The 22,796-nt window shown below is 66.1% G+C and carries 12 protein-coding genes; 6 read left to right on the forward strand and 6 right to left on the reverse strand.

Annotation, left to right across the window (positions count from 1 at the left end):
• Positions 1-67: 67 nt before the first annotated feature.
• The 4 genes from ACQ4WQ_RS27000 to ACQ4WQ_RS27015 form a co-directional block, all read right to left on the reverse strand.
• Positions 68-13,723 carry a filamentous hemagglutinin family protein gene (locus ACQ4WQ_RS27000; RefSeq protein WP_436501269.1) on the reverse strand — a complete coding sequence of 4,552 codons (13,656 nt, stop codon included), beginning with the start codon at positions 13,721-13,723 and terminating at the stop codon, positions 68-70.
• Positions 13,724-13,897: 174 nt separating this feature from the next.
• Positions 13,898-14,845, reverse strand: a complete 948-nt coding sequence (locus tag ACQ4WQ_RS27005; protein ID WP_436501271.1) for a FecR family protein — start codon at positions 14,843-14,845, stop codon at positions 13,898-13,900.
• Positions 14,838-15,431 carry an RNA polymerase sigma factor gene (locus ACQ4WQ_RS27010; RefSeq protein WP_326459542.1) on the reverse strand — a complete coding sequence of 198 codons (594 nt, stop codon included), beginning with the start codon at positions 15,429-15,431 and terminating at the stop codon, positions 14,838-14,840. The genes ACQ4WQ_RS27005 and ACQ4WQ_RS27010 overlap by 8 nt, the downstream gene beginning before the upstream one ends.
• Complete coding sequence (locus ACQ4WQ_RS27015; RefSeq protein WP_436501273.1) at positions 15,398-16,060, reverse strand: secretin and TonB N-terminal domain-containing protein; 663 nt, start codon at positions 16,058-16,060, stop codon at positions 15,398-15,400. The genes ACQ4WQ_RS27010 and ACQ4WQ_RS27015 overlap by 34 nt, the downstream gene beginning before the upstream one ends.
• A gap of 259 nt (positions 16,061-16,319) precedes the next feature.
• Between ACQ4WQ_RS27015 and ACQ4WQ_RS27020 the strand changes: the two genes are divergently transcribed.
• The 5 genes from ACQ4WQ_RS27020 (at position 16,320) to ACQ4WQ_RS27040 (ending at position 20,627) form a co-directional block, all read left to right on the forward strand.
• The gene (locus ACQ4WQ_RS27020) at positions 16,320-16,685 is read left to right on the forward strand and encodes a hypothetical protein (RefSeq protein WP_436501275.1); all 366 of its coding nucleotides are present in this window, start codon (positions 16,320-16,322) and stop codon (positions 16,683-16,685) included.
• A 94-nt stretch (positions 16,686-16,779) separates the two neighbouring features.
• A complete protein-coding gene (locus tag ACQ4WQ_RS27025) occupies positions 16,780-19,128 on the forward strand; it encodes a Tex family protein (protein ID WP_326459539.1) in 2,349 nt (782 codons plus the stop codon).
• A gap of 4 nt (positions 19,129-19,132) precedes the next feature.
• Positions 19,133-19,603 (forward strand): GNAT family N-acetyltransferase, encoded by a 471-nt coding sequence (locus ACQ4WQ_RS27030; protein ID WP_436501277.1) that lies wholly within the window; start codon positions 19,133-19,135, stop codon positions 19,601-19,603.
• 105 nt (positions 19,604-19,708) lie between these two features.
• Positions 19,709-20,020 carry a Grx4 family monothiol glutaredoxin gene (grxD, locus tag ACQ4WQ_RS27035; RefSeq protein ID WP_034753766.1) on the forward strand — a complete coding sequence of 104 codons (312 nt, stop codon included), beginning with the start codon at positions 19,709-19,711 and terminating at the stop codon, positions 20,018-20,020.
• Complete coding sequence (locus tag ACQ4WQ_RS27040) at positions 20,013-20,627, forward strand: UbiX family flavin prenyltransferase (protein WP_436501279.1); 615 nt, start codon at positions 20,013-20,015, stop codon at positions 20,625-20,627. Before grxD ends, ACQ4WQ_RS27040 begins: the two co-directional genes overlap by 8 nt.
• Before the next feature lie 169 nt (positions 20,628-20,796).
• Here ACQ4WQ_RS27040 and ACQ4WQ_RS27045 read toward each other — a convergent pair whose 3' ends face one another.
• Together ACQ4WQ_RS27045 and ACQ4WQ_RS27050 are read right to left on the reverse strand one after the other, a co-directional pair.
• Positions 20,797-21,123, reverse strand: coding sequence for a hypothetical protein (locus ACQ4WQ_RS27045; RefSeq protein WP_436501301.1), 327 nt, complete (start codon positions 21,121-21,123; stop codon positions 20,797-20,799).
• A gap of 89 nt (positions 21,124-21,212) precedes the next feature.
• Positions 21,213-21,620, reverse strand: coding sequence for a hypothetical protein (locus tag ACQ4WQ_RS27050; RefSeq protein WP_034753756.1), 408 nt, complete (start codon positions 21,618-21,620; stop codon positions 21,213-21,215).
• 713 nt (positions 21,621-22,333) lie between these two features.
• Here ACQ4WQ_RS27050 and ACQ4WQ_RS27055 point away from each other — a divergent pair.
• The gene (locus ACQ4WQ_RS27055) at positions 22,334-22,738 is read left to right on the forward strand and encodes a MerR family transcriptional regulator (protein ID WP_326459569.1); all 405 of its coding nucleotides are present in this window, start codon (positions 22,334-22,336) and stop codon (positions 22,736-22,738) included.
• Positions 22,739-22,796 lie beyond the last annotated feature (58 nt).

Consider the following 22,796-nt stretch of genomic DNA (forward strand, 5'->3'; position numbering starts at 1 on the left):
GATCTACTGATGCCTAGACAGCCGCCGCGCGCGGCGACTGCCGAATGTCATCAAATGTTCATAAATCTCACGGTTGCAGTCCGCGCCGCTCGTTCGGCGTGAGCGCCTGCAGCTGCGGCGCCGTCAACGGTCCCGCGCCCAGCACCTGCACCACGCCGGCCGGCTGGTAGCTGGACGCCTGCGGCTCGCCCCCCTTGTGCTTGCCGACACCATCCTCGTCCGCCTGCTCGTTGCCAAAGCCCAGCACCTTCACCGTGAACAGCGATGGCTGCGCCTGGCGCGTGGCGGCCCGTTCGCGCTGCAGCACATCCTGCGCCGCCGTCACGGCTTGCGTGGCCGCCGCGCTGGCGTTGCTCAGTGCTCCCACGTTCACCGAGGCAATGGTTGGCATGCCCGCCGACTTGCCCTGCACCTGGATGTTTTCCGCATTCACCACCTGCAGGGCCGCCAGGTTGACGTTGCCCGACACGCGGATGCCCGCCTCGCCCGCGTCGATGGTGCCCAGCGGGGCGATCAGGTCGATGTCGCCGGGCGGCACCTCCGGAATCGGGTTCAGGGTGGCGATGCCGGCACCCGTCGTCGGCGTGCTCGGCGACAGGCTGACCAGGCCGATGCTGTCGTAGGCGCGGCGCTGCGGCGTGTAGACGACGGTGGACTTGGTGCCGCGGCCCGCGTTGATGTCGCCCGTGGCCGACCAGGCCAGGATGTTGCCGCCGAAGGTGGTGAAGATGCGGCTCTGGCCCAGCAGGATGCTGTCTTTCGCATACATCTGGATGTCGCCCGCCCCCTGCGTCAGCACGCCCGAGCCTTCGCCCGGCGCATAGCCGCCATCGACGCCGATCAGCGCGCGGCCGCCCGGCACCGTGATGCCGATGTCGCCGCCGAAATCCGTGTGGATGCCCGCATCGTTGACGATCACGTGCGGCACGTTGACGGTCGGACGCCCCACCTCGGCCCATTCCTGCGGACTCAGGTAGCGCACGCCCGCGACCGGCCGCTTGGTATAGATGCCGTCGTAGTCGTTGACCGTGTACAGCGCGCTGCTGAACATCGTCAGGTCGCCCTTGTACTCGATCTTCTTGCCCGCCTTGTCCTGCGCCGGGAAGAGGGTGGCGATGGCTTCGCGGCCGCGCAGATAGCTGCCGCGGCGCACGCCGTCCGGATCGTTGTACTCACGCCCGGCCGCCTTCAGTTCGGCAAAGTAGACATTGCTCAGGTAGACCTGCTGCTGTTCCTTCGGCAAGGCGGCAAAGAAGCTGCGCGCATCGGTGGCCGGGTCGTAACGGATGCCCAGGCCGCTGTCGCCGCCAAAGCGCGTCGTCAGCCAGTTCACCAGGTGCAGCTGGCTGACCTGCGCGTATTCGCGCGCCAGGTCGCACCGCACGCCGCCGTTTTGCTGCCCGGCTTTCTCCAGCTCCGCCTGTTTCGTGCCGAGGAAGGCGGCAGCGCCCGCCTCGTCGCCTTTGTAGCCGAACTGGCCGCGCAGCCAGTCGGCCAGGGTCAGCTTGCCGCCGTAGACGTACACGGCGCTGCCGGCCTGGTCGGCCAGCGGACGGCCCGGGTCGGCCAGCTTGGCCGGGTCCAGGTAGCGCGCCGCGAAGGCCGCATAGTCGGGACCGTTGCGGCCCACGCCGGCGGCCACGCTGATGCCGGCGCCATCGCCGCGCTTGTCCTGGCCGACATTGACGATGGAGCCGAGGCTGCGCAGCTCGCCCTTGTCGGCCATGTACAGGTCGCGTCCGGCGCTCACATTGAGCTGGCCCGGCCCCGCCACATAGAAGGTGCTGTAGCGGATATCGCGCCCGGCGCTGACGACGGAAACGTCATCGGCATGGCGGTGCACGAACAGATTGCCGCGCGCGGAAGAGCCGCCCGAGACGACCGGCTTTTCCGGCAGCTCGGGACTGTTGGCAAAGGGCTGGCTGGTCCATCCGGCCGCGCCGTCCGGCACGCTCTCGACGTTGCCGAGCGGCGTGCCGGAGTTGACGATGTCGCGTCCGGCACGCACGGCCACGGCGCCGCCGCCCTCGTACCACAGGCCCAGGGCGCCGCTGACGCCTTTCAGGTTGCCCCGGTACACGATGCCGCCCGTGCGCAGGCCGACGATGTCGCCGCTGTTGGCATAGAAATGCGCGGGCAGCTGGCCTGCCGGCACATAGTCGGAGACCGTCGGCGGCGTCATGCTGAACAGCGGATACAATTGCTGATTGGCATCGCTGGCGCCATTCGACGTCGTACCAAACCATTTCAATGCCCCCGGCGCCAGCGCATCGGCGCTGACGTTATGCAGCGGCAGCAGGCCGAACCAGACCTTGTCCAGGGCGCCGACGAAGCCCGGATTGAACGGATTCGGCAGCATGCGCGGGTCGGCGCCCGATGGCGTGATCGGATAACCGGCCGCATGGATGGAGTCGGCGGCCAGCATTTCCAGCTGGCCCGTGCCCGTCCTGACAAATTGCGGCGCCACCGGCGACGGCGCCAGGATCACGCCGTTTTGCGGCATGTCCACCTTGCCGCCATCACCACCCAGCCTGCCCAGGCTGGCATTGCCGTAGTACAAGCTGCCGCTGGCGGCCACGGCGCGCAGCACGGACGGCATGACGAAGCGCCCGTCCGTCGGCGCGTGGTTGTCGCCGGGCGTCGCATTGATCCAGGACGAGGTGGGCGTCAGGTTGCCGCCCGCGCTGAACAGGTCGATGGCCGTGGCCGGCGTCCACAGCGAGAACCAGCTCCAGCCTTCGCCGGTGCGCTCCACGCCCTGGTAGCTGAACGGCGAACCATAGCCCAGTTGCTTCACACGGCCCGCATCGGCCACGCCGCCCAGCACCACGTCGCCGCGCGCATCGATGCGCACGCCGCTGTCGCCCGGCACCAGGATCGGCCCGCCGCTGGCGATCGCCGTGCCCGCCGTGTAGGTTTCATACGGCCGCGATTCCGTCGGATCGGCGCGGTCGAAGCGCAATTCGATGCCGCCCACGGCGCCCGCTTCCAGGCGCAGCGCGCCGCGCAGGTTGGTGAGCGTGCTGTTCAGGCCAGGCACCTGGCGTTCGAAACGCGTGTTCGGGTTAGGACGGTCGCTATTGCTGTCGAAGCTGCGCACCTCGGCCACGGGGTTCAGCCCGCCGCCGATGCGGATATCGAGGTCGCCGCCGCCCGTCAGCAGCAGCTTGCCGTCCGGCGTCACCCTGCCCGTGCTGCCCACGGCCACGTTCAGGCCCTGGCTGCGCGGCGCGAACTCGCCGCCCGGATCGGCGCGCGAGGCCAGCATGCCGGCGTCGCCGCCCGCCTGCAGCAGCAGATTGCCGCCGCCCAGGGTGCCGATGCCCGTAAAGCCCGACAGCCCCGGCAAGCCCGAGAACAGGTCGACGCCTTCGGGACGCGCGACATAGGTGCCGAAATTGATCCACCATGCCGTCGGCACGCCGCCGCCCGTGCTGCCGCTGCCCTGGCGCCACAGCCAGGTGCCGATGTCGCTGGTGTCCTGCTGCGCGCGCAGCCAGCCGATGGCATCCTCGCGGCGTTGCGTGGAGGTGCCCAGCGTATCGCCCTTGACGTCGCCCTGGGCGCGCAGCAGCAGATTGCCGCCATGCTCGGGATACCAGGCGCGGTACAGGCTCTGGCTGCCGCCATCGACAAACGGCGTAAAGTCCGTGCCCAGCGCACCGAGCAGATGGCCCTCGGCGTTCAGGCCGCGCGGCAGGTTGAACAGATCCTTGCCATCGACCAGCGGCGAGGCCGACTGCGTGCCCGCCGTGTAGACGCCATACAGCGAACGCATGTCGAAGTCGCCCGCAGCGAGCAAATCGAGGTCGCCCGTGCCCGTGCGCAGCACGCTGAACAGGGGCTGGCGCGCCGGCGCAGTCACGTGCACGTATTCAGGCTCCGTGCCATCCTGAATCTTGACGACGATTGCGCCATATTCATTGAAGCCAAGCAGCGCTTCTTCGTCGGGAAAGAAAGCCAGGTCGATCGGCGTGCCCGGTATCTCGCCAAACAGGCCGGCATCTTCGCCCCATTCATACTTTGCGGGCAAGCCAGTGCCTGGAACTAACTCGCGGACAGTGGCCATGCCGTAATGCGTATCGGCCAGCATCAGATGCGCATCCTTCGCATGCGGTTTCAACGCGCGCGTGTCGGCCGCCGCCGTATCGGCGCCGCCCACCAGGCGCAGCGACCACGCTTGCGAACCCTGGGCCAGCATGGGCGCCAGCGCCAGGTTGCGGCCCTGGCTTCCACTGCCATCCGCGCTGCGCAGCGACACCATGGTGACGTCGCCCGGCAGCCTGACCACCGTGCCGGCAGGCAGCACGCTGCCCTTGTCCAGCGCCAGCGCCGAGGCCAGCACCACGCCATTGACGGCATTCGTGCTATCGGCCACGTCCCACGGCCGGCCTTCCGGGAAAGGCAGGGCCACGTTGGCCGGCCACACCATGGCCGCCACCCGGGCCGCGCCAGGCAGGCGCAGGCCGGCATCGAGCTGCATCCCGCTCGATAAGGTCAACGCCTTGGGCAAGACGGTGCCGGCCGCGTACAGCACGCTGCCGTCGGCATTGCGCACGGCGCCGCCCAGCACGCTGCCTGCAGGCAAGTTCAACTCCGCCGTCAAGGTGGCGCGCGCCGCCAGCAAGGTGCCGCTGCGCAACTCCATGGCTTTCATCGGCACGGCGAAATTGACGCTCGTGCCCGATTTGAAGTACGTGTTTTCGGCCAGGGTCACCAGGCCCGCCTGCGGCACGACGACCTCGCCGCCCCACGGCAGCCGGCCTTTCACCAGTTGCCAGCCCTTGTCATCCATCGTGACGGGCAGGACGCTGGTATCGAAACCATCGGTGATGCTGCCAAAGACGCTGAGCTTGCCACCGGCGCGCAGCACCAGCGCACCGGCCTCGCCCGAGCCGTACACGCCGCTCAGGCGCGCCAGCGGATTGACGCCGTCGTAGCGGTGGCCGGACAGGTCGATGTCGCCATCGATATGCAGGTCGCCGCCCGGCGTGGCGCTGACGATCTCGACACCGGGACGCAGGTGGAAGGCGTTGGCATCGCCGCGCAAGCCGCGCAATTTGTTGTTCATCAAGTTGCCGTTCGCCAGCGCATTGACCATGAAGGCCTGGCTGTCCCCGTGCTTTTCGTCCAGGTAAGCCTGGTTGATGCTCTGGTAGCTGCGGCCGTCCGCATCCTTGCCGGCACCGGCCGGGGCATCCTTGTATTGCCAGAAGGCGTTGACGTTGACGGTGCGCGCGCCGGCGATGTTCAGCGCGCCGGCCGCGTCGATGTCGATATCGTCGCCCGTGGCGCCGCCGAGGCGGCGCGCGTTCAGGTCGATGCTGCCGTAGTTGCCGCCGCCTTTGCCTGCCTCGCCGCTGCGCAGGTCGAAACGCGCGCCGTTTTCCAGGGTCAGGCGGCCGCCAGGCGCGGCCAGTTCGATCACGGCGCGGTTCGGCGCCTCGATCACCTGGCCATAGCTGTCCGTGCGCAGCACCGTGCCATGCGCATCGAGCACGGCGCCCGATTGGATGGTCACGCCGTCGCGGCCGGCCAGGCGGATGCTGCCCACCTGTTCGCCGCTGGCGTCGATGCGGCCGTTCACCGTCAGGCTGCCGCCGTCGACGGAGACGCTCACTTCGCGCGCCTTGAGCTCGTCGCCGATGGCCAGATTGCCCTGCTTGAGCTGGAAGCTGCGGCTGCCGAATACCTTGCCCGTGTTCAGGCGCTGGTTCAGGCCGGCGAAGTCGCCGACATGCTGGGCGCGCAGCTCCAGACCGCCCGCCGCGTACGGTACCAGGGTGCCGCCCGCGTCATAGCTGCCGCTGGCGCCGCCCAGCAGGCTGCCGCGCAAGTCGGCCGTGCCGGCCGCGTCGCCCGTGGCGATCACGCTGAGCTTGCCGGCGCGGTTGTTCACGGCCGACACGTCGATCACGGAAGCGGCCGCCTGGCGCACATCGCCCTCGCGGCTGTCGAGGATCACGTCGCCGCCCCAGCTGTACTTGCTGGTGTCGTAGAAATCGATCTTGCGGCCCGCCAGGTCCAGCTTGGCCTTGTCACCCAGCAGCACATCGCGCTCGGCCGACAGGGTCAATTTTCCGCTCGGCAAGACCACCGACGTATCCACGCTGACATTGTTGCCACTGAGCGCCACTTCGGCGCCCAGGGCGCCGGCCAGCGCCGCATTCGTCTGCGTGGCGGCGGCACCTGCCGGTGCGCTCACCTTGAGGTCGCCGCCCGCCGTGATGCGGTTGACGGAACCGGCCGCGCCCGTCAACAGCGGCGTGTTGATCAGCAAATCGCCGCCGCTGTAGTGATAGCCATTGGTGGCCGTATCCCACGCGCTTTGCGACTGGTAGACGGACAGGCTGCCCTTGTTGTTGGCCGTCATCTGTTCGCTGGCATTGAGCGCCACCTGGCCAAAGCCCAGCACCAGACGGTCCAGCTTGTGGATGGTGTCGGGACGGCTGTCCGGCGTGAAGCCGAACTCGATGCGCTTGGCATCGACCTGCAGGCGGCCGCTGCCCGTGCCGGGGCCATTGGCGACGACAGCGCCAGGCGCATTCGTCGCGCCCTGCCACACGAGGGTGTCCGTGTGGATGCGCGCCAGCGCGTCCGTGCCGCCATAGCCGTAGATGGCGGGCGTATTGAGCACCAGGCGCGACAGCGACGACTTGCCCGTGGCCGCATCGATGGTCGACAACTGCGACGAATCATAGAAGTTGAAGGAATTGCGCGCCGTCAAACCCAGGTTTTCCAGCGCCGGTGCGCCCGTGCTGGTGTCGCCGCGCAGCAGGCGGTCGAGCACGCCCTGGTTCAGCGCCAGGCCGTCCGGCAGGACGCCTCGGGCGCTGGCGTCCGCCAGGGACGCCTCGCTGCCCACATTGATCGACCCCATCGCCAGCACCAGGTTGCGCGTGCCGTAGCGCACGTTGTCGCGCAGGGTAAACGCGCGCTCCGTCACGGCCGCGATGGTGCCCTCGGAATACAGCGCGGTGCTGCCGCCGCAGGCGCCGTCCGTCTTCGCACACGCGCCGATATCGATGATGCCGGGGCCATACGATTCGGACGACGGCGGCGCGGCCGGCAGCATGTCCAGCCAGCCGTTCGAGATGGCCAGCACGCTGCCCATGGGCTCGTACACATAACCGTCGCGGGAATCCCAGGCCGCCTTGCCGCGGCCCAGCGTATTGATGCCGGAGCCCTGCTCCAGGACGATGCCGTCGTCTTTTCTCGCCGTCACCAGAAACACTTCGGCCGCCTTCAGCACGGCGCCGTCGCGCAGCACGATGCCGCCCGCCGATTCCTTGATGGCGGCAATATTGGCGCGCTGGTTGCTGCCCGTGCCAAATTCGCTGTAAGTCACGCGCGGCAAGCCGCCGATGCCCACGCGCTGGGCGCCGAAGGCATTGATCTGCGAGGCATGCACGGAGACGCCGTTGAAATCGGCCAGCGGCGCCGTGCCGTCGGCCAGCACCTCGTAGCGGGTCGACGCATGGTTGCCCGTGCCCAGCAGCAGGGAGCCGCCGAAGCCGCCCTCGGCCGGCGCGTACAGGGCGCTGCCATCCATCATCAATGGCGTATGGTTGTTCTCGACGCTGTGCACGGACGGGGCGATCAGCTGCACGCGCACGCCCTTGGCATCGCGCTCCAGCGCGGCGCGCGGCACGCCGTCGCGCGTGGCCTGCGCCACGGCGAAGGCGGCATAGCCCGTTTCATTGTATTGCGAATAGCTGCGCAGCACGTCGGCCGGCGTCAGGATGGCTTGTTGCGCCACCACGTCGCGGATCGCCGTGCCGGCCACGCCCGTCTGTGCCGCGGTGGCAAACGAGCCATTGCGCATGGCGATCGTGCCGCCCGTCTCGACGGCGCCGGCCAGGCCATTCAGTTCCACGCGGAAGGCGCCGGGCAGCAGGGCGAAATTCGAGGGCAGCAAGGTGTAGGTGCCGGCCGCCAGGCCGGGCACGCCCGCGGCTATGGTGATCTGGCGTCCCACGGCGGGCTTGCCCGCGCCCTGCTCGGCCGTCAAAGGCGCCACGTCCGGCTGTACGCCGGGAAGAATGGCGTACACGGGGTTGGTGTTCAGGCCGGGCAAGGTGAAACCGCCGTTCGGCTTCATCTGCACCAGCGGATTGAGGCGCGCGTCGGTGGAGCCGCCCCGTCCGGCCAGGAAGGCCGCGCCCGTCAAGGTGCCGCCGCCCGACATGTCGAGCACGGCGCCTTGTTGCACGTCGATGGCGGCGCCCGTCAAGGCGATCTCCGGGCCGTTGCCCACGCCCTTGAACACGACATCGTTGCCGTCATACAGGTAGCTCAAGCCATCGAGCGTGCCGCCGTACGGCATCGTCAAGCCTTTCGCGCTGACCGAGGTCAGGCTGCCAGGCAACAGATTGACGCGGCCCGTATTGGCTTCAAAGCCTTCGGCGCCCAGGTTGATCTGGCCCAGCGGCGCGCGCAGCACGCCATGCTGGTTGATGGTGGGTGCAACCAGGCTCAGGGTGCCGAACACGGAGAACGGCTGGTTCGGCATGGCGCCGTCGCCGCTGCGCCCGATATTGAGCGTGCGCAGGGGATCGAGCGTGACGCGGATATTGCCATACTCGTCGATGCCGCTCTTCTGGCCCACCGTGACCATGCCGCTGTCGCCTGTGGCCGGGTAGATCTGCGCGGCCACCAGGGTGGCATTGCCGGGCTGGTACAGGGCGGCGCTGTTCGACAGGCGCATGTCGCCGCGGCTGTTCAAGGTCAGCTGTTCGAAGGCGTCGCGCTCGACCACCAGGTCGGCGCCGCTGCTCTGCGCAATGGTGCCGCGCGTACCCATGTTGACCTCGCCCGCGATATCGAGCATGCCCGCATCGATCTGCAGCAGGGAATCCTCGGCCACCAGCGGCACGCCCAGCATGCCGCGTCCCTTGCCCAGGTTCTTCGAGCCTTTCACGGCATTGGGCACGATGTAGTCGTCCTTCTGCGCACGCACGGCCGTCCCCAGGCGCACGTACGGCGCCGCCAGGCGCACCTGGCTGGCAAGGCTGGCCGCCTTGTCCTGGCCATCGGGCAAAGGCTGCTGCGCCAGGCCCAGCGAGGTGGCGCTCAGGCGCAGGCTCTGGCCCAGCGACAGATTGACGTCGCCGTCAAAACTGAGCATGCCATTCACGTGCAGGGCCAGATTGTCGAAACCGCCCGCCTGCACGCGGTCGGCGCCCAGGCGCGCGCTGCCGTAGCGCAGCGCCGCATCCTGCTGGCCGGCGCGCAAGTCGTCGGGCAAGGCGCTCTCGCCCTGCACCTGCGCCAGCTGCATTTCGCGCGGCACGCGCACCGCGTTGTCCACGTTGTCGCCTTGCAAGTTGTAGCGGTTGACCTTGCCATAATTGGGCGTGTCCAGCGCCAGCGCCAGGGTGCCGCCGGCCGCACCGGCGCCACCGGCCGCGGCGCGCAGGGTGCCGTCGGCAAAGATGCCGTTGTAGGAACTGAGCGAGATCAAACCGCCGTTACCGGCCACGTTAACGGTGCCCTGGTTCGGCAGGTCCAGGGTCGCTTGCGCGCCGCTGGCGTCGAGCAGCGCGCCCGGACGCACGACGACAAAGGCATCGGCCGCGTCGACGCTGGCAGCGTCAGCCTTGTAGCGGGCGCCGATTTCGATGCTGCCGCCCTGGTCCGCACGGCCATAGCGCCCGCCCCGCATGTCGGTGGCGACCGTGGCGCGGCCCGCGACGTCGAGCACGGCCTTGTCGCCGATCCAGATCGACGTGGCTTGTCCCTTGCCGTTCGGCACATCCACCTCATTACCGGTGCCAAACGTGCCTGGCAGGACGGCGATCTTGCCGCCCCAGGCTTCGAGCTTGCCGTCGATGGTGATCTGGTCATTGCCCGTCAGATTGATCTGGCGGCCCGGATCGACCTTGATGGCGGCACCCTCCTGCACCACCATGGCGCCCTTGACGTGCGGGCTGCCGGCCGTCAGCGACAGGCTGGCGCCGGCGCGCTGCGTCAGGCTGGCCTTGCGCGCATCTTCCTGGTACAGCTGCGGCGTCCACCGTTCCAGCGCGGCGCCAGGATCGGTGCCACCCGCCACCGTATGGCCCGTGGCGGGATTGAAACGCAGCACGGGCATGGCGACATCGATATGCGCATCCTTGACCACCACGACGCCATCGCGGCCCGTGACGGCGTAGTCGGCAAAACCGCTCTGGAACAGGCTGGCGTCCAGCGCCAGCAGCGGCTTGACGGCCGCGTCGCGCCCCAGCACGATGCCGGCCGGCAGCACCAGACCAGGCGGTGCGCGCAATTCTTCGGTGGCGATGCTGCCCGCCGCGTACTGCGTCGTCACCGGTACGATAGGCAAGCCCTGCGGAAAGACCGCCGCCGAGACCACGAAACCGGGATTCAAGCCATTGATGACCGTCAGCACGCTGCCGGCTGGAACGGTGGAACCAGCCCAGACATACGTCGCGTTGTCGATGACGACGTGCGCGCCTGGCGGCAACAGCAGGTCGGCGCCCAGCACCAGCGGTTTCTGCACCGACACATCCACCACCACGGGTTTGCTCAAGGCCTGGCCCGGCTTGATCAGGCTGGTGCTGAGCGAAAAATCGAAGGGAATCTTCTCGCCCTTGGCGATCAGGAATTCATCGGCCAGGCGCAGGGCCAACGGCGAACTGCTGCCGGCTGGCAATACATCGCCTTCGAGCAGCTTGCCGCCGATGCTGACGGCCGCGCCGCTGTCGATGACCAGGCGTCCGCCGCCTTTCACGCCATGGCCGCGCAATTCGCCGTCGAGCTTGAGCATGGCGCCCGTCGGCGCTTTCTCCGTCGGCAGGTCGACCGCCAGGGTGATGTCACCGCCGCGCCCGCCCTGCAGGCTGCCATTGCCCATCAGGGCCGCGCCGGACGAGACGTCGATGACGCTGCCGCCCGTCAGGTCGATGCCGCCCGAGCTTTTCAGTACGACCTTGCCGCCATTCACATAGGGCAAGCCGGCGACCGCGCCCGGATCGAGTTCCAGGTTGCTCCACAGGCCGCGCGCATCGAGACGCACGCCGGGCGCCACGCGCACGCCGGCCGTTCCCGTGGGACGGTTGGCCGGCGCCAGCTTGCCATCGGCCCAGACCGCGCCCGCATCCGCCAGGTAACGCGAGACGATGTCGCCGGCGGCGATGCTGCCGCCGCGCGCGCTCACGTTGGCCTTGATCGCCACGTCGGTGGCGTGCAGGGCGATATCGCCGCCATCGGCCACGCGCAGGTCGGCGTCGACACTCACGCTGTCGTAGGCATACAGTTTCAGGGCGCCCAGCTCCAGCCCGTTGAGCCAGTCGGCGTCGAGCTGCAGGGTCTTGCTGCGCGCGGCCGGCAAGGCATCGCTCAGCAGCTGGCCATCGGCGATGCCCGCTACCTTGCCGATTTGCACCTTGTCCAGCACGGCTTGCGGGCTGTCGCGCAGCTGGCCCGTGCGCGTATCGAAGACGGGCGTCATTTTGCCCACGATCAATTGACCGGCGCGCGCCGCCGACGTCTGCGCCTGCTTGTAGCTATCCATGCCGTCATCGCGCTTGCGCTGCTGGCGTTCGCCCTGGAACACGGACGTATCGATATCGCCTTCCAGCACGGCCGCGCCCGTGGACACGATCAGGCGGCCCGCGTCGCGGCCCACCGTATAGCCGTTTTCCAGGCGCTCGCGCGGGCCGATCAGGGCATTCGCGTGAGTTTCCGTCGTGTTCGCGCCCCAGCGCGCATGCGTGCTTTCATAGCCGCGGTACAGGCCCGTGTACAGATTGTCGCCCGGCGCCGTGCTCAGCTTGTACATGGCGCCGTCGGCGCCCTTCAGCCACGTCTGCTTGACCATGCCCGTCTGCACGTCGAGCGAGCCGCCGGCGATGTTGATGCGCGAACCTGCCTGCGTCACCACTTCGCCGCCGCCAAAGCCGACGGTGCCGCCCTGGGCAGCCCATTCGCCGATGCCGTGGCCGCTGGTGTTCAGGTAGCCGCTCACTTCCAGCAAGCCGCCGGCCGTGTACCAGCGGTCCGTGGCATAGCCGTTGGTGCCGGCCGGCACCAGCACCAGGTCGCGGCGGTCGACCCACACGTCGCTGTTGTTCAGGTATTTCGCGTCGCGGCTGCCCGGTGCGTCGCGCTGTTCGTTGCCCTGCACATTGATCAGCACATTGTTGCTGCTCATGTCGACCTTCACGCCGACGGCGCCGGAGACGTCGATGGCGGCGTCGCGCGCCACGTGGCTGCGGCGGGCCGCATCGACCAGCACCTGGCCGCCCGTGGCCAGGGTCAGCGAATCGCCTTCGAACTCCACGTTGCCGGCCGAAACGATGCGCACCAGCGACTGGTCGCGCCGGTCCAACGGCGTGTCCGTGCCCTTGCCCGTATCTTTCAGCAAGGTGTCGCGCTGCACGTCGAGCGCCGTGGCGCCGTTGTCGTCGATAAAAATGGCGCTGACGCTGCCACGTCCCATGGTGACCTTGGCATCCTCGCCCGCCGCCGTCAGATGGATGGCGCCGCGTCCGTTGACGGACGTGCTCGACAGCAGCATGCCGTCCTGGCGCAGCGTGTTGCCGCTCAGCGTGATGTCGCCGCCGGCCGCCTGGATCAGGCCGCGGTTGACGACGGCGCCGGCGCCGCTGCCGGCCGTGCGCAGCATCTCGACTTCATTGCCGCGCGTGCTCGAATACTGGTTCTTGTCCGTGCCCTGGCCCGGGCGCACGACGATGGCGTCGCCGGCGGCCAGGGTGGTCTGGCCATTCGGCGTGGTGATGGCGCCCGCATTGTCGACGTTGCGGCCGGCCAGCAGCACGTAGCCGCCGCCTTCCGTCACCGTCTGCGGCTTGCGCGTGTCGATGCGCGCGCCGGCGGCGACGACGACGTCCGCCTCGGCCTTGCCATGCGTGGAGATGTTCTGGCCCAGCAGCAAGTCATTCGCGAACGTCGGCACGGCGCCCATGCCCTGCGTCTTGCCGTACAGGCCGCTCTTGAACTGGCTGTCGCTCATGCCCATGGCGGCCGCCGCCAGGTTGCGCGTATCGACCTGGCTGCTGCCCGTAAACACGATGCCGTTGCGGTTGACGATCATCACCGTGCCGTCGGCCTTGATCTGGCCCTGGATCTGGCTGGGGCGTGCCAGCGGATCATTGACGCGGTTTAATACGGACCAGTTCGATTTCTGCTCGAATTGCAAGCTGGTGTTCTTGCCGACGTTAAAACTTTCCCAGTTCAGTATCGCCTTGTCATCCGTCTGCACGACCTTCACGACGGTCTTGCCGTCGGCCTGGGTCTGCACCGGTCCCTGGGCATTGAGCCAGCCGGCCGTCAGGCTGTTCGTGTCGACCTGCAAGCCGCCCTTGGCCAGGCCATCGGGCGCGCCGCCCGCCGCCAGCGCCGCCTGGCGCGCGGCCGCCTGCACCGCCTGCTCGGCGGCGATGCCGCGCGCGGCCAGCAACAGGTTATTCAGCGATTGCTGCAGCTTGCCTTCGGCCTTTTGCTGCTGCAGCAGGGGATTGTTCAGCGATGTGGCCGGCTGGCCATTCGGCAAGCGTCCCGTGGCGGTGGCCGCGCCCTGATTGGCGCCCTTGCCCGCGAACCAGGCGCCGCTGAACGGCTGCTGCGCCTGTGCACCGCCCGCCTGCAGCAGCATGGCGATGGCCAGCGCCAGCGGTTTCAATCGCACCGGAAGACCGGTCCGGTTGCCCGCCATGGCGGAGGAGGATGCGTGTTTCGTGACCGACTTGCTTCGCTGCATGGCGACATTCCCTTTTCATGTTCCGTTGCTGACCGATATCGCGAGGCGGCGCGCGGCACGCACGGGGGCGGGCGGCAGGCACTGATTCGCGGCTTCCAGCAGCATTGACAGGCAACAAGGTCCGGGACTGCAAAAGGTCATGAAAATGTCATAATTGGCGCACCGCCTTGGCGCTCAACCAAACAGCACGATACCGCCCGGCAGCCGCGTCACGCGCGCGCCATACGCGTCCTGGATCAGGGCAATCACGTCGTCGAGGCGGTCGAGCGAAAAGCTCGCTTGCACGCGCGTGTGTTTCAAGGCGTCGCCATTGAGGATCAGCTTGCCGGGACGGTAGCGGTTCACCTCGTCCACCACCTCGGCCAGGGTGCTTTGCTTGAACACCAGCAAGCGCTGGCGCCACGCGCTGACGTCGCTCTTGGCCACGGCGCGCGCGATGCCGAAATGCTCGGGCCGGTAGCGCAGTTGCTGGCCGGGCGCCAGTTCCGCATCGTTGCCGGCCTGCGCCACGCGCAGGCGGCCCGTCAGGCAGGTCACGCACACTTCCTGGCCGAACAGGCGGATATTGAAGCGGGCGCTGCCGGCCGACACGGTGCCGTCGCCCGCCTGCACGCGCACCCGCGCCGCGCCGCGCAAGCCGGCCTGGAATTCCGCCTCGCCCGCCAGCAGCACCAGCGACGCGGCGCCGTCCTGCACGGGCGCCGCGTCGAGGCGCGTCTGCGTATTCATCTGCACCAGCACGCCGCCATCGAGCGCCACTTCGCGCTGCTCGCCCGTGCCCGTGGCGTAGTCGGCGGCAAGACCGGCCACGGCCGGCCACAGGTCCGTGGGCGGGCGCAGCACCAGCAAGCCCAGCGAGGCGGCCACGCCGGCGCCCAGCCAGGCGCGCCGCGCCACGTTCACGGGCGCCTGCGCCCGCTTGACGGCATGCGCGGCCGGCGCCATCGCACTCCACACGGCGCGCGCCTCGGCAAACGCCGTCGCATGCCTGCGGCTGCGCGCGCACCAGTGGCGAAACACTTGCGCATCGCGTTCGCTGACCTGGCCCGAGGCCAGGCGCACGACCCACGCCTGCGCTTCCTTCTGGATGACACCCATGTCGTCTTCCGCTTGTTCAATCATGATGTTTAGACGTTTTTCCCGCCCCGGGACCGAAGCGCTGGATGAAATCGCGTCCCATGCGTTCGCAGCAATGTTCCAGGCCGGCGCGCAATTCCTTCTCCACCGTGCGGGCGGAAATGCCGAAGCGCTCGGCGATGTCGCGGTGCGGCAACTGGTCGACGCGGGCAGCGATGACGATGGCGCGCCGGCGTTTCGGCAACTCCTGCAAGGCCCGCTCCAGTTCTTCCAGTTCGGCGCGCGCGCTGAAGGTGCGGGCCGGGTCGGCCAGCTCGTCGGCCATCTCGTACAAGTCGTCGATGTCCGGCAAGCTGAGCAGGCGCGCATTGTCGCGGCGTTGATCTTCCGCAATGTTGATGGCGATGCGCATCAGATACGCGGACGGGTAGCTGATCGCCTCGGGCGCGGTCATCTTTTCCACTCGTAAATATGTTTCATGCAACGCATCGTTCGCCAGGTCTTCCGAACCCAGGCGGCGCTGCAGGTGGCGGCGAAACTGTCCATAGCGTTCCAGGAACAGCTTGCGCAAGGTGGCTTTCAGCAAGTCCGACATCGTCAAGTCGCCCCGGCCGGCAGGTAGGGCGCGCAATCGGCGCCGGGATCGGGCCGCGGCGTCAGTAAAATCGTCAGCGGCTGCGGCAAGCCCGCCGGTGGCGCGCCATCCATCAGCAGACTGCGCAAGCGCTGCAGCACGGCGCGGTCGCGCTGTTCCACGCCGCTCCCTTCCAGCACGTGCACGTCGCGCACCTTGCCCCGTTCATCGAGCCACAACTGGAAGGCCAGCCGATAGCGGCCGAAAGCGTCCGGATGCAAGCGGCACAGGGCACGCGTGAGCGAGCGCTGCAGGATGGCCGCATAGCCTTGCAATGGTGCGGTGGCGGGAGCGGTCTCGGCCGGCACGGGCGCCGGCGCCACGGGGGCGTCGGCCAGCGCCAGCAAGGTAAACGCATTGCTGCCGCTGAAGCGCGCGCCCAGTTGCGTGCCGGCCAGCAGGCGCTGCAGCGCTTCGGCCGGCGTGTAGTCGCCGCGCACGGGCGCCGCCATTCTGCCGGCCGCCAGTTGGCTGCTGACGAGCACGGAATACCCGGTCACTTCGCCGAACGCCACCAGGGCCGCGTCGAGCGGCTGGGCGGGCAAGTCGAAGCGCAGGGTCGCGTGCGCGGCGGCGTCAGCGCCATCCGCGCTGGCGGCGGGCCGCGCGAATGTCATGAATGTCATCAATGTCATCAGCAAGCAGGCGGACAGGGCATTGCCCCTTGCGGCGCGGCGGTGGCTTAGTGTCATTTTCCAGGGGAATCAACGAAAAATCCTGCTCATGAAGTGTCTTGACTGCAATGTTGTCTGCAGAATGGCAGGATGGTAGCTTCATAAAATGACAACTGCATGACATGGCGCCAGCCCCCATCCCGGCCTGTGTCATCGCCGCGACACATGACCTTGCTATGCTGAGCGCTTCCCCACCGCTCCGGGAGCCGCCATGGCACGCCTGTTATCACTGTTGCTGTTGACCTGCGCCACCCTGCCCGCGCAGGCGGACGAGCACACCGTCGTCGTGAAGGCCGCCGCGCCGCCAAAGGGTTGCGTGGAAGTAGAAGCGAACGGCCGGCGCGCGCCATCGATGTCTTGCCTGAATGAAAAATTATTGCCGAATAGCAACACCATGAACGGGCCACCGCCCGCCCTGTCCGGCGCCGAAGCGACCGTGCAGCGGCCATCGAACCAGCTGGGCCTGTACAACCGCGCCGCCCTCGAACACCGCATGGGCAATGCCTTCGGCAAATCCGTCACGCCGCAGAGGCCGCCAGCTCCCGCGCCCGCCAGCCCGCTGCTGCCGGCCCGTTGAGGCGCTTGTCAACGCACAGTCCATTTGCGCTGTCAAGATTGCGCAATCGCGCCGATTGCGTATCATTCCAGGCTTGATCGCTCTGGAAACAACCATGCTGCCCACTATCGAACAACGCCTTGCCCTTGAACTTGCCGCCAAACCGGTGCAGGTTGCCGCCGCCATCGAACTGCTCGACGAAGGCGCCACCGTGCCCTTTATCGCCCGTTACCGCAAGGAAGCGACCGGCGGCCTCGACGATATCCAGCTGCGCCTGCTCGAAGAGCGCTTGCGCTACCTGCGCGAACTGGAAGAGCGGCGCGCCGCCATCGTGGCGTCGATCACGGAACAGAACAAGATGACGCCCGAGCTGCTCGACGCCGTCATGCACGCGGAAGACAAGACGCGCCTGGAAGACCTGTATCTGCCGTACAAGCAGAAGCGCCGCACGAAGGCGCAGATCGCCATCGAAGCGGGCCTGATGCCGCTGGCCGACGGCTTGCTGGAGAACCCGGAACTGACGCCGGAAATGGAAGCGGGCAAGTTCCTGCGCGAGGCGTTTACGAGTGCCGACGGCAACAACCCGGGCGTGGCGGACACCAAGGCGGCCCTCGATGGCGCGCGCCAGATTCTGATGGAGCGCTTCGCCGAAGACGCGACCCTGCTGCAAACCTTGCGCGAATACGTGCAGGAACACGGCATCGTCGAATCGAAAGTGGTGGAAGGCAAGCAGGACGAAGGCGAAAAATTCGCCGATTATTTCGATTACTCGGAAACCATTTCGACAGTGCCCTCGCACCGCGCGCTGGCGCTGCTGCGCGGCCGCCGCGAGGGCATCCTCGACGTCACTCTGCGCCTGGACACGGAAGCGGAAAAACCGAAATGGGATGCGCCGCACAACCCGTGCGAAGGCCGCATCGCCGCCCGCTTCGGCATCAAGCAGCAAGGCCGCCCGGCCGACAAGTGGCTGGCGGACACGGCGCGCTGGACCTGGCGCGTGAAAAGCTTTATGCACCTGGAAACGGAACTGATGGGCGCGCTGCGCGAACGCTCGGAACTTGACGCGATCAACGTCTTCGCCACCAATCTGAAAGCGCTGCTGCTGGCCGCGCCGGCCGGCCAGCGCGCCACCATGGGCCTCGATCCCGGCCTGCGCACAGGCGTGAAGGTCGCCGTGGTCGATGCCACCGGCAAGGTCGTCGACACGGCCGTGATCTATCCGCACCAGCCGAAGAACGACTGGGACGGTTCGCTGCACACCCTGGGCCGTCTTGCCGCCAAGCACAATGTATCGCTGATTTCGATTGGCAACGGCACCGCTTCGCGCGAGACCGATAAACTGGCGCAGGACCTGATCAAGCAGCACCCGGAAGCGAAGATGACGAAGATCGTCGTCTCGGAAGCGGGCGCGTCGGTGTATTCGGCGTCCGAATTCGCCTCGAAAGAATTGCCGGACATGGATGTGTCGCTGCGCGGCGCCGTGTCGATCGCGCGCCGCCTGCAAGACCCGCTGGCCGAATTGGTCAAGATTGACCCGAAATCGATCGGCGTGGGCCAGTACCAGCATGACGTGAGTCAAAGCCAGCTGGCACGCTCGCTCGATGCCGTGGTGGAAGATTGCGTGAACGCCGTGGGCGTGGACGTCAACACGGCGTCCGCTCCCCTGCTGGCGCGCGTGTCCGGCCTGTCGGCCAGCGTGGCGCAAAGCATCGTCACCTACCGCGACATGAAGGGCGCGTTCACCTCGCGCGCGGCCTTAAAGGCCGTACCGCGCCTGGGCGACAAGACCTACGAACAGGCGGCGGGCTTCCTGCGCGTGATGGGCGGAGAGAATCCGCTGGACGCCTCGGCCGTCCACCCGGAATCGTACCCGCTGGTGGAAAAGATCCTGGCCGACATCAAGAAGGATATCAAGGCCGTCATCGGCGAAACGGCGCTGCTGAAAACCTTGAGCCCGGCAAAATACGCGGATGAAACCTTCGGCGTGCCGACCATTACCGACATCTTGAAGGAACTGGAAAAGCCGGGCCGCGACCCGCGTCCGGAATTTACCACCGCCACCTTCAAGGAAGGCGTGGAAGAAATCCGCGACTTGCGCCCGGACATGATTCTCGAAGGCGTGGTCACCAACGTGGCCGCCTTCGGCGCCTTCGTCGACATCGGCGTGCACCAGGATGGCCTCGTGCACATCTCGGCCCTGTCGAACACCTTCGTCAAGGACCCGCACACGGTGGTGAAAGCCGGGCAAGTGGTGCGCGTCAAAGTGCTGGAAGTCGACGAGAAGCGCAAGCGCATCGCGCTGACCATGCGCCTGACGGACAGCGCGCCGCAGGCGGGCAGCAAGCCAGAGCAGCGTGGCGACCGCAACGACCGCCGCAGCATGGCGCAGCACCAGTCGCAGTCGCGCAACGCGCCCGAGCCGGCCGGCAGCATGGCCGCCGCCTTCGCCAAGCTGCGCGGCTAAGCCCGTGGCCGCCGGGCAGGACATCACCATCCTGGCAGCGGACGCGGCCGGTCCGGATGCGCAGCTGCTGCTCGATGCATTGTCGGACGCGCTGCTGCGCATCAACGGCGACAGCGGCCGCTCCTCGTTCGATGCCGAAGCGGCCACGCCGCGCGGCGGCTTTTACCTGGCCCGCGATGCCAGCGGCGCCCTGCTCGGCTGCGCCGCCCTGCGCCCGCTGGGCGAAGCAGACAGCGCCATAGGCGAACTCAAGCGCATGTATGCGCATCCCTGCAGCACGGGCGTGGGCGCGGCCCTGCTGGCCCATGTGGAGGCGCAGGCGCGCCGGCATGGTTACCAGGCCCTGCACCTGTCCACCCGCGTGGTAAATAGCCGCGCGGTGGCGTTTTATGCCAAACACGGCTATGCACCTGTCCTTGCCTGGGGTAAATACGTGGGCGCGGCGCAATCGACCTGTCTGGGCAAGACCTTATAAGCCTCAACGTGGCTGACTTGCCCGATTTATGACTTGAGCGCATACCCGTGCCGTCGTTTTCTTATAAAATGACGGCATCTATTTATTTACCCATCAGAGGCAGCTATGAGCGACGTACAAACCTGGATCAAAGAAACCGTGACGAACACGCCAGTCGTGCTGTTCATGAAGGGCACGGCCCAGTTCCCGCAGTGCGGCTTTTCCGGCCGCGCCATCCAGATCCTGAAAGCGTGCGGCGTGGAAAACATCGCTACTGTCAACGTGCTGGATGACCCGGAAGTTCGCCAGGGCATCAAGGATTACTCGAACTGGCCAACCATTCCGCAGCTGTATGTCAAAGGCGAGTTCATCGGTGGTTCCGATATCATGAATGAAATGTTTGAATCGGGCGAACTGAAGTCCCTGCTCGATGCCTGATAGCCAAGCGCAGCGGCCGCGCCGTATCGTCGTGGCCATCACGGGCGCCACGGGCGCCGTGTATGGCTTGCGGCTGCTGCAATTGCTCGGCGCCATCCCCGGCGTCGAGACGCATCTGGTCCTGTCCGATGCCGCTGTTTTGACCCTGCACCAGGAAACGGGCGTGGGGCGCAAGGACATCGAAGCGCAGGCGCACGTGGTGCACAAGCTGCGCGACATCGGCGCGTCGATCGCCAGCGGTTCGTTTCAATCGGATGGCATGGTCGTCGCGCCGTGCTCGATGAAGACCTTGGCGGCCGTCGCGCATGGCTTGTCGGATAATCTGATCACGCGGGCCGCCGATGTGGTGCTCAAGGAGCGCCGGCGCCTGATCCTGATGGTGCGCGAAACCCCGTTCAACCTGGCGCACCTGCGCAATATGACGGCCGTGACCGAAATGGGCGGCATCATCTTCCCGCCATTACCGAGCTTTTATCACCACCCGCAGAGCATCGCGGAAATGGTCGACCATACGGTGGCGCGCGTCATCGACCTGCTCGGCATCGAGCACGGTCTGGCGCCGCGGTGGAATGGTCTCAAGTCTGCAAGCGACACCCCTATCCTCTAGTTGGCGTCACGATGTAACTCTGGCGTCACGATGCCTGACAAAAGCGTAGCGAGCGGAAGGAAGAGGTGGCCGAGAAGCGCAACCGTGCTGCAGCACGGGGGCGCCGAGCCGGTGAGCATCGCAGACCGCCTATGCGGACGCGCAGCAGCTTTGGTCAGGCATCCACCACTCAGCGTTTTTCGAACTGAACGGCACTGGCCTGCTTCAAATCCCTGGCTTCTTCAACCATCCTGCGGTGGGCGATCCGTTTGCGCATCACTTCCGCATGTTGCGCGGCAGTCATGGGGGGCACGGTCATCAAGTCCTTCAGCTGCGCGGTATTGCTGTAGTTACTTTTCATAAGACGGCTCAAATGCTCGGCTCCGTAGTGGATGAACTGGCTGCTTCTGATGTGATTATGCGCTGGTATTGGCCGCTGCGCCGCTGCGTACGGGATTATTGTCAAATAATCCCGCTGCAGCGCAACATGCGAGGTCTTATTGTGCGGCAAAATCATGTCTCCAGTATGACCTTGCGCAAATAAAAGGACAGGGGGAGCGCCGCCAGCGTAAGGCGGACGGCGCCGGCCGGGGAGGGCCTGGATGCTTACTTTTGGTAGTTGACTCTCACCAGCATGCGAATAAATTCTCGCGCGATTTGACGATGATGTTCATCTAATCTTTGCAAATCGGCAATTAATTTCACATCGGCGGACTCAAAACGCGACAAAGCGCTGCCCGCTTCGCCATTCGGCGTGGCGCTTTCCGGACCGCCAAAACGCAACCATTCCGCGGGAACGCCCAACCATTGGGCAATCATGCGCAATTTTTCTTGCGTGGGAATTGCTTCACCTACTAACCATTTCCTAGCTGCATGCACAGTAATCGGGCGTCCGTCGAAACGGATGTTGAATTCCCGGGCCAGTCTGGTCGGGCTGTCTGGAGAGTAATGGGCGTTTTTGAGAGCCAACTGAAGTCGCTGGCTGAAGCTTTCGCGTTCGTTAGAAGAATTCATAGGTGTACTATTTCATGTTGTAACATGAAAGTCAGTTTCTTGAATGACCATACAGATTGTTACATTTGAAAAGAGTATCAATTAACAATTAACACTCCAGCCAAGCTTTTCAGGTGAAAAAGTGGGCCGAATTTTCTCTTGCGATTCTGTGTGGCTTCGGGTCAAATTCGCGGCTAGCCTTGATTTTCGCACTGCAGCACGATTCAAAGCCTCGGTTTGGCATTACAACGTACGGTATCGGATAATGCCCTCCTCTACCGATACGCGCAATGCCCATGTCATACAATTTCTCGTAGACAAAGTTTTCAGAAGGGCCATTTTGTTTTCAAAATAGAAACAATCCATACAACGTACTCATAGTGGAACGTTGTTTTTTGATCGTGGCTATTGGAAAGCATCTGCGCCAAAAAATTTTACTGCCATCACAGCGAAAAGAATGTCGCCGTTATGCCAGGAAAGCTCTTTTTGGTGTCATCTTGGCCACCAACTCTCGATCTTAAGCGCGTTTGTGCAAGAAGAATCAATTTATTTTCAGTAATTGTTGCCTTATTCGCCAAATCCCCCTGCCCACGCCGCCTTTTTTCTTTGTTGCAGCACGGGCAGGGCACGCTACAATAGTATTGACGTTGACGTAAACGGCACTTTGCCACCACCTGCCTCGCCGCATCCCATCTGACGACCGACCACCCATGCAACCGACACCGCCCGCACCCATGACGACCTATACCATTACCGAACTGGCGCGGGAATTCGACATCACGGCGCGCGCCATCCGTTTCTATGAAGACCAGGGCTTGCTCAGTCCGAAACGCGAAGGCGCAGGCGGCCGCAGCCGCGTCTACACGCCGCGCGACCGCACCCGTTTGAAGCTGACCCTGCGCGGCAAGCGCCTGGGCTTGGCCTTGTCGGAAATCAAGAGCCTGGTCGACATGTATGAGTCGCCGAAGGACACGCGCGCGCAGATGGACCGCTTCCTGGGCGTGCTGGCGCAGCACCGGCAAACCCTGGAGCAGCAGCGCATCGATATCGAAATGGCACTGGCGGAAATCAGCGCACATGAAGACGCTTGCGCGCGCATGCTGGCGGACTTGAATATTGATAAGGCGCAAACAAGCTAGCAAGGCAAGCGGCGGACACCTGCCGCGCGCGCCACTTTACGTTTACGTAAACGTCACA

This window comes from Janthinobacterium goodfellowi, from assembly GCF_051380695.1.
Classification (GTDB): domain Bacteria; phylum Pseudomonadota; class Gammaproteobacteria; order Burkholderiales; family Burkholderiaceae_D; genus Janthinobacterium.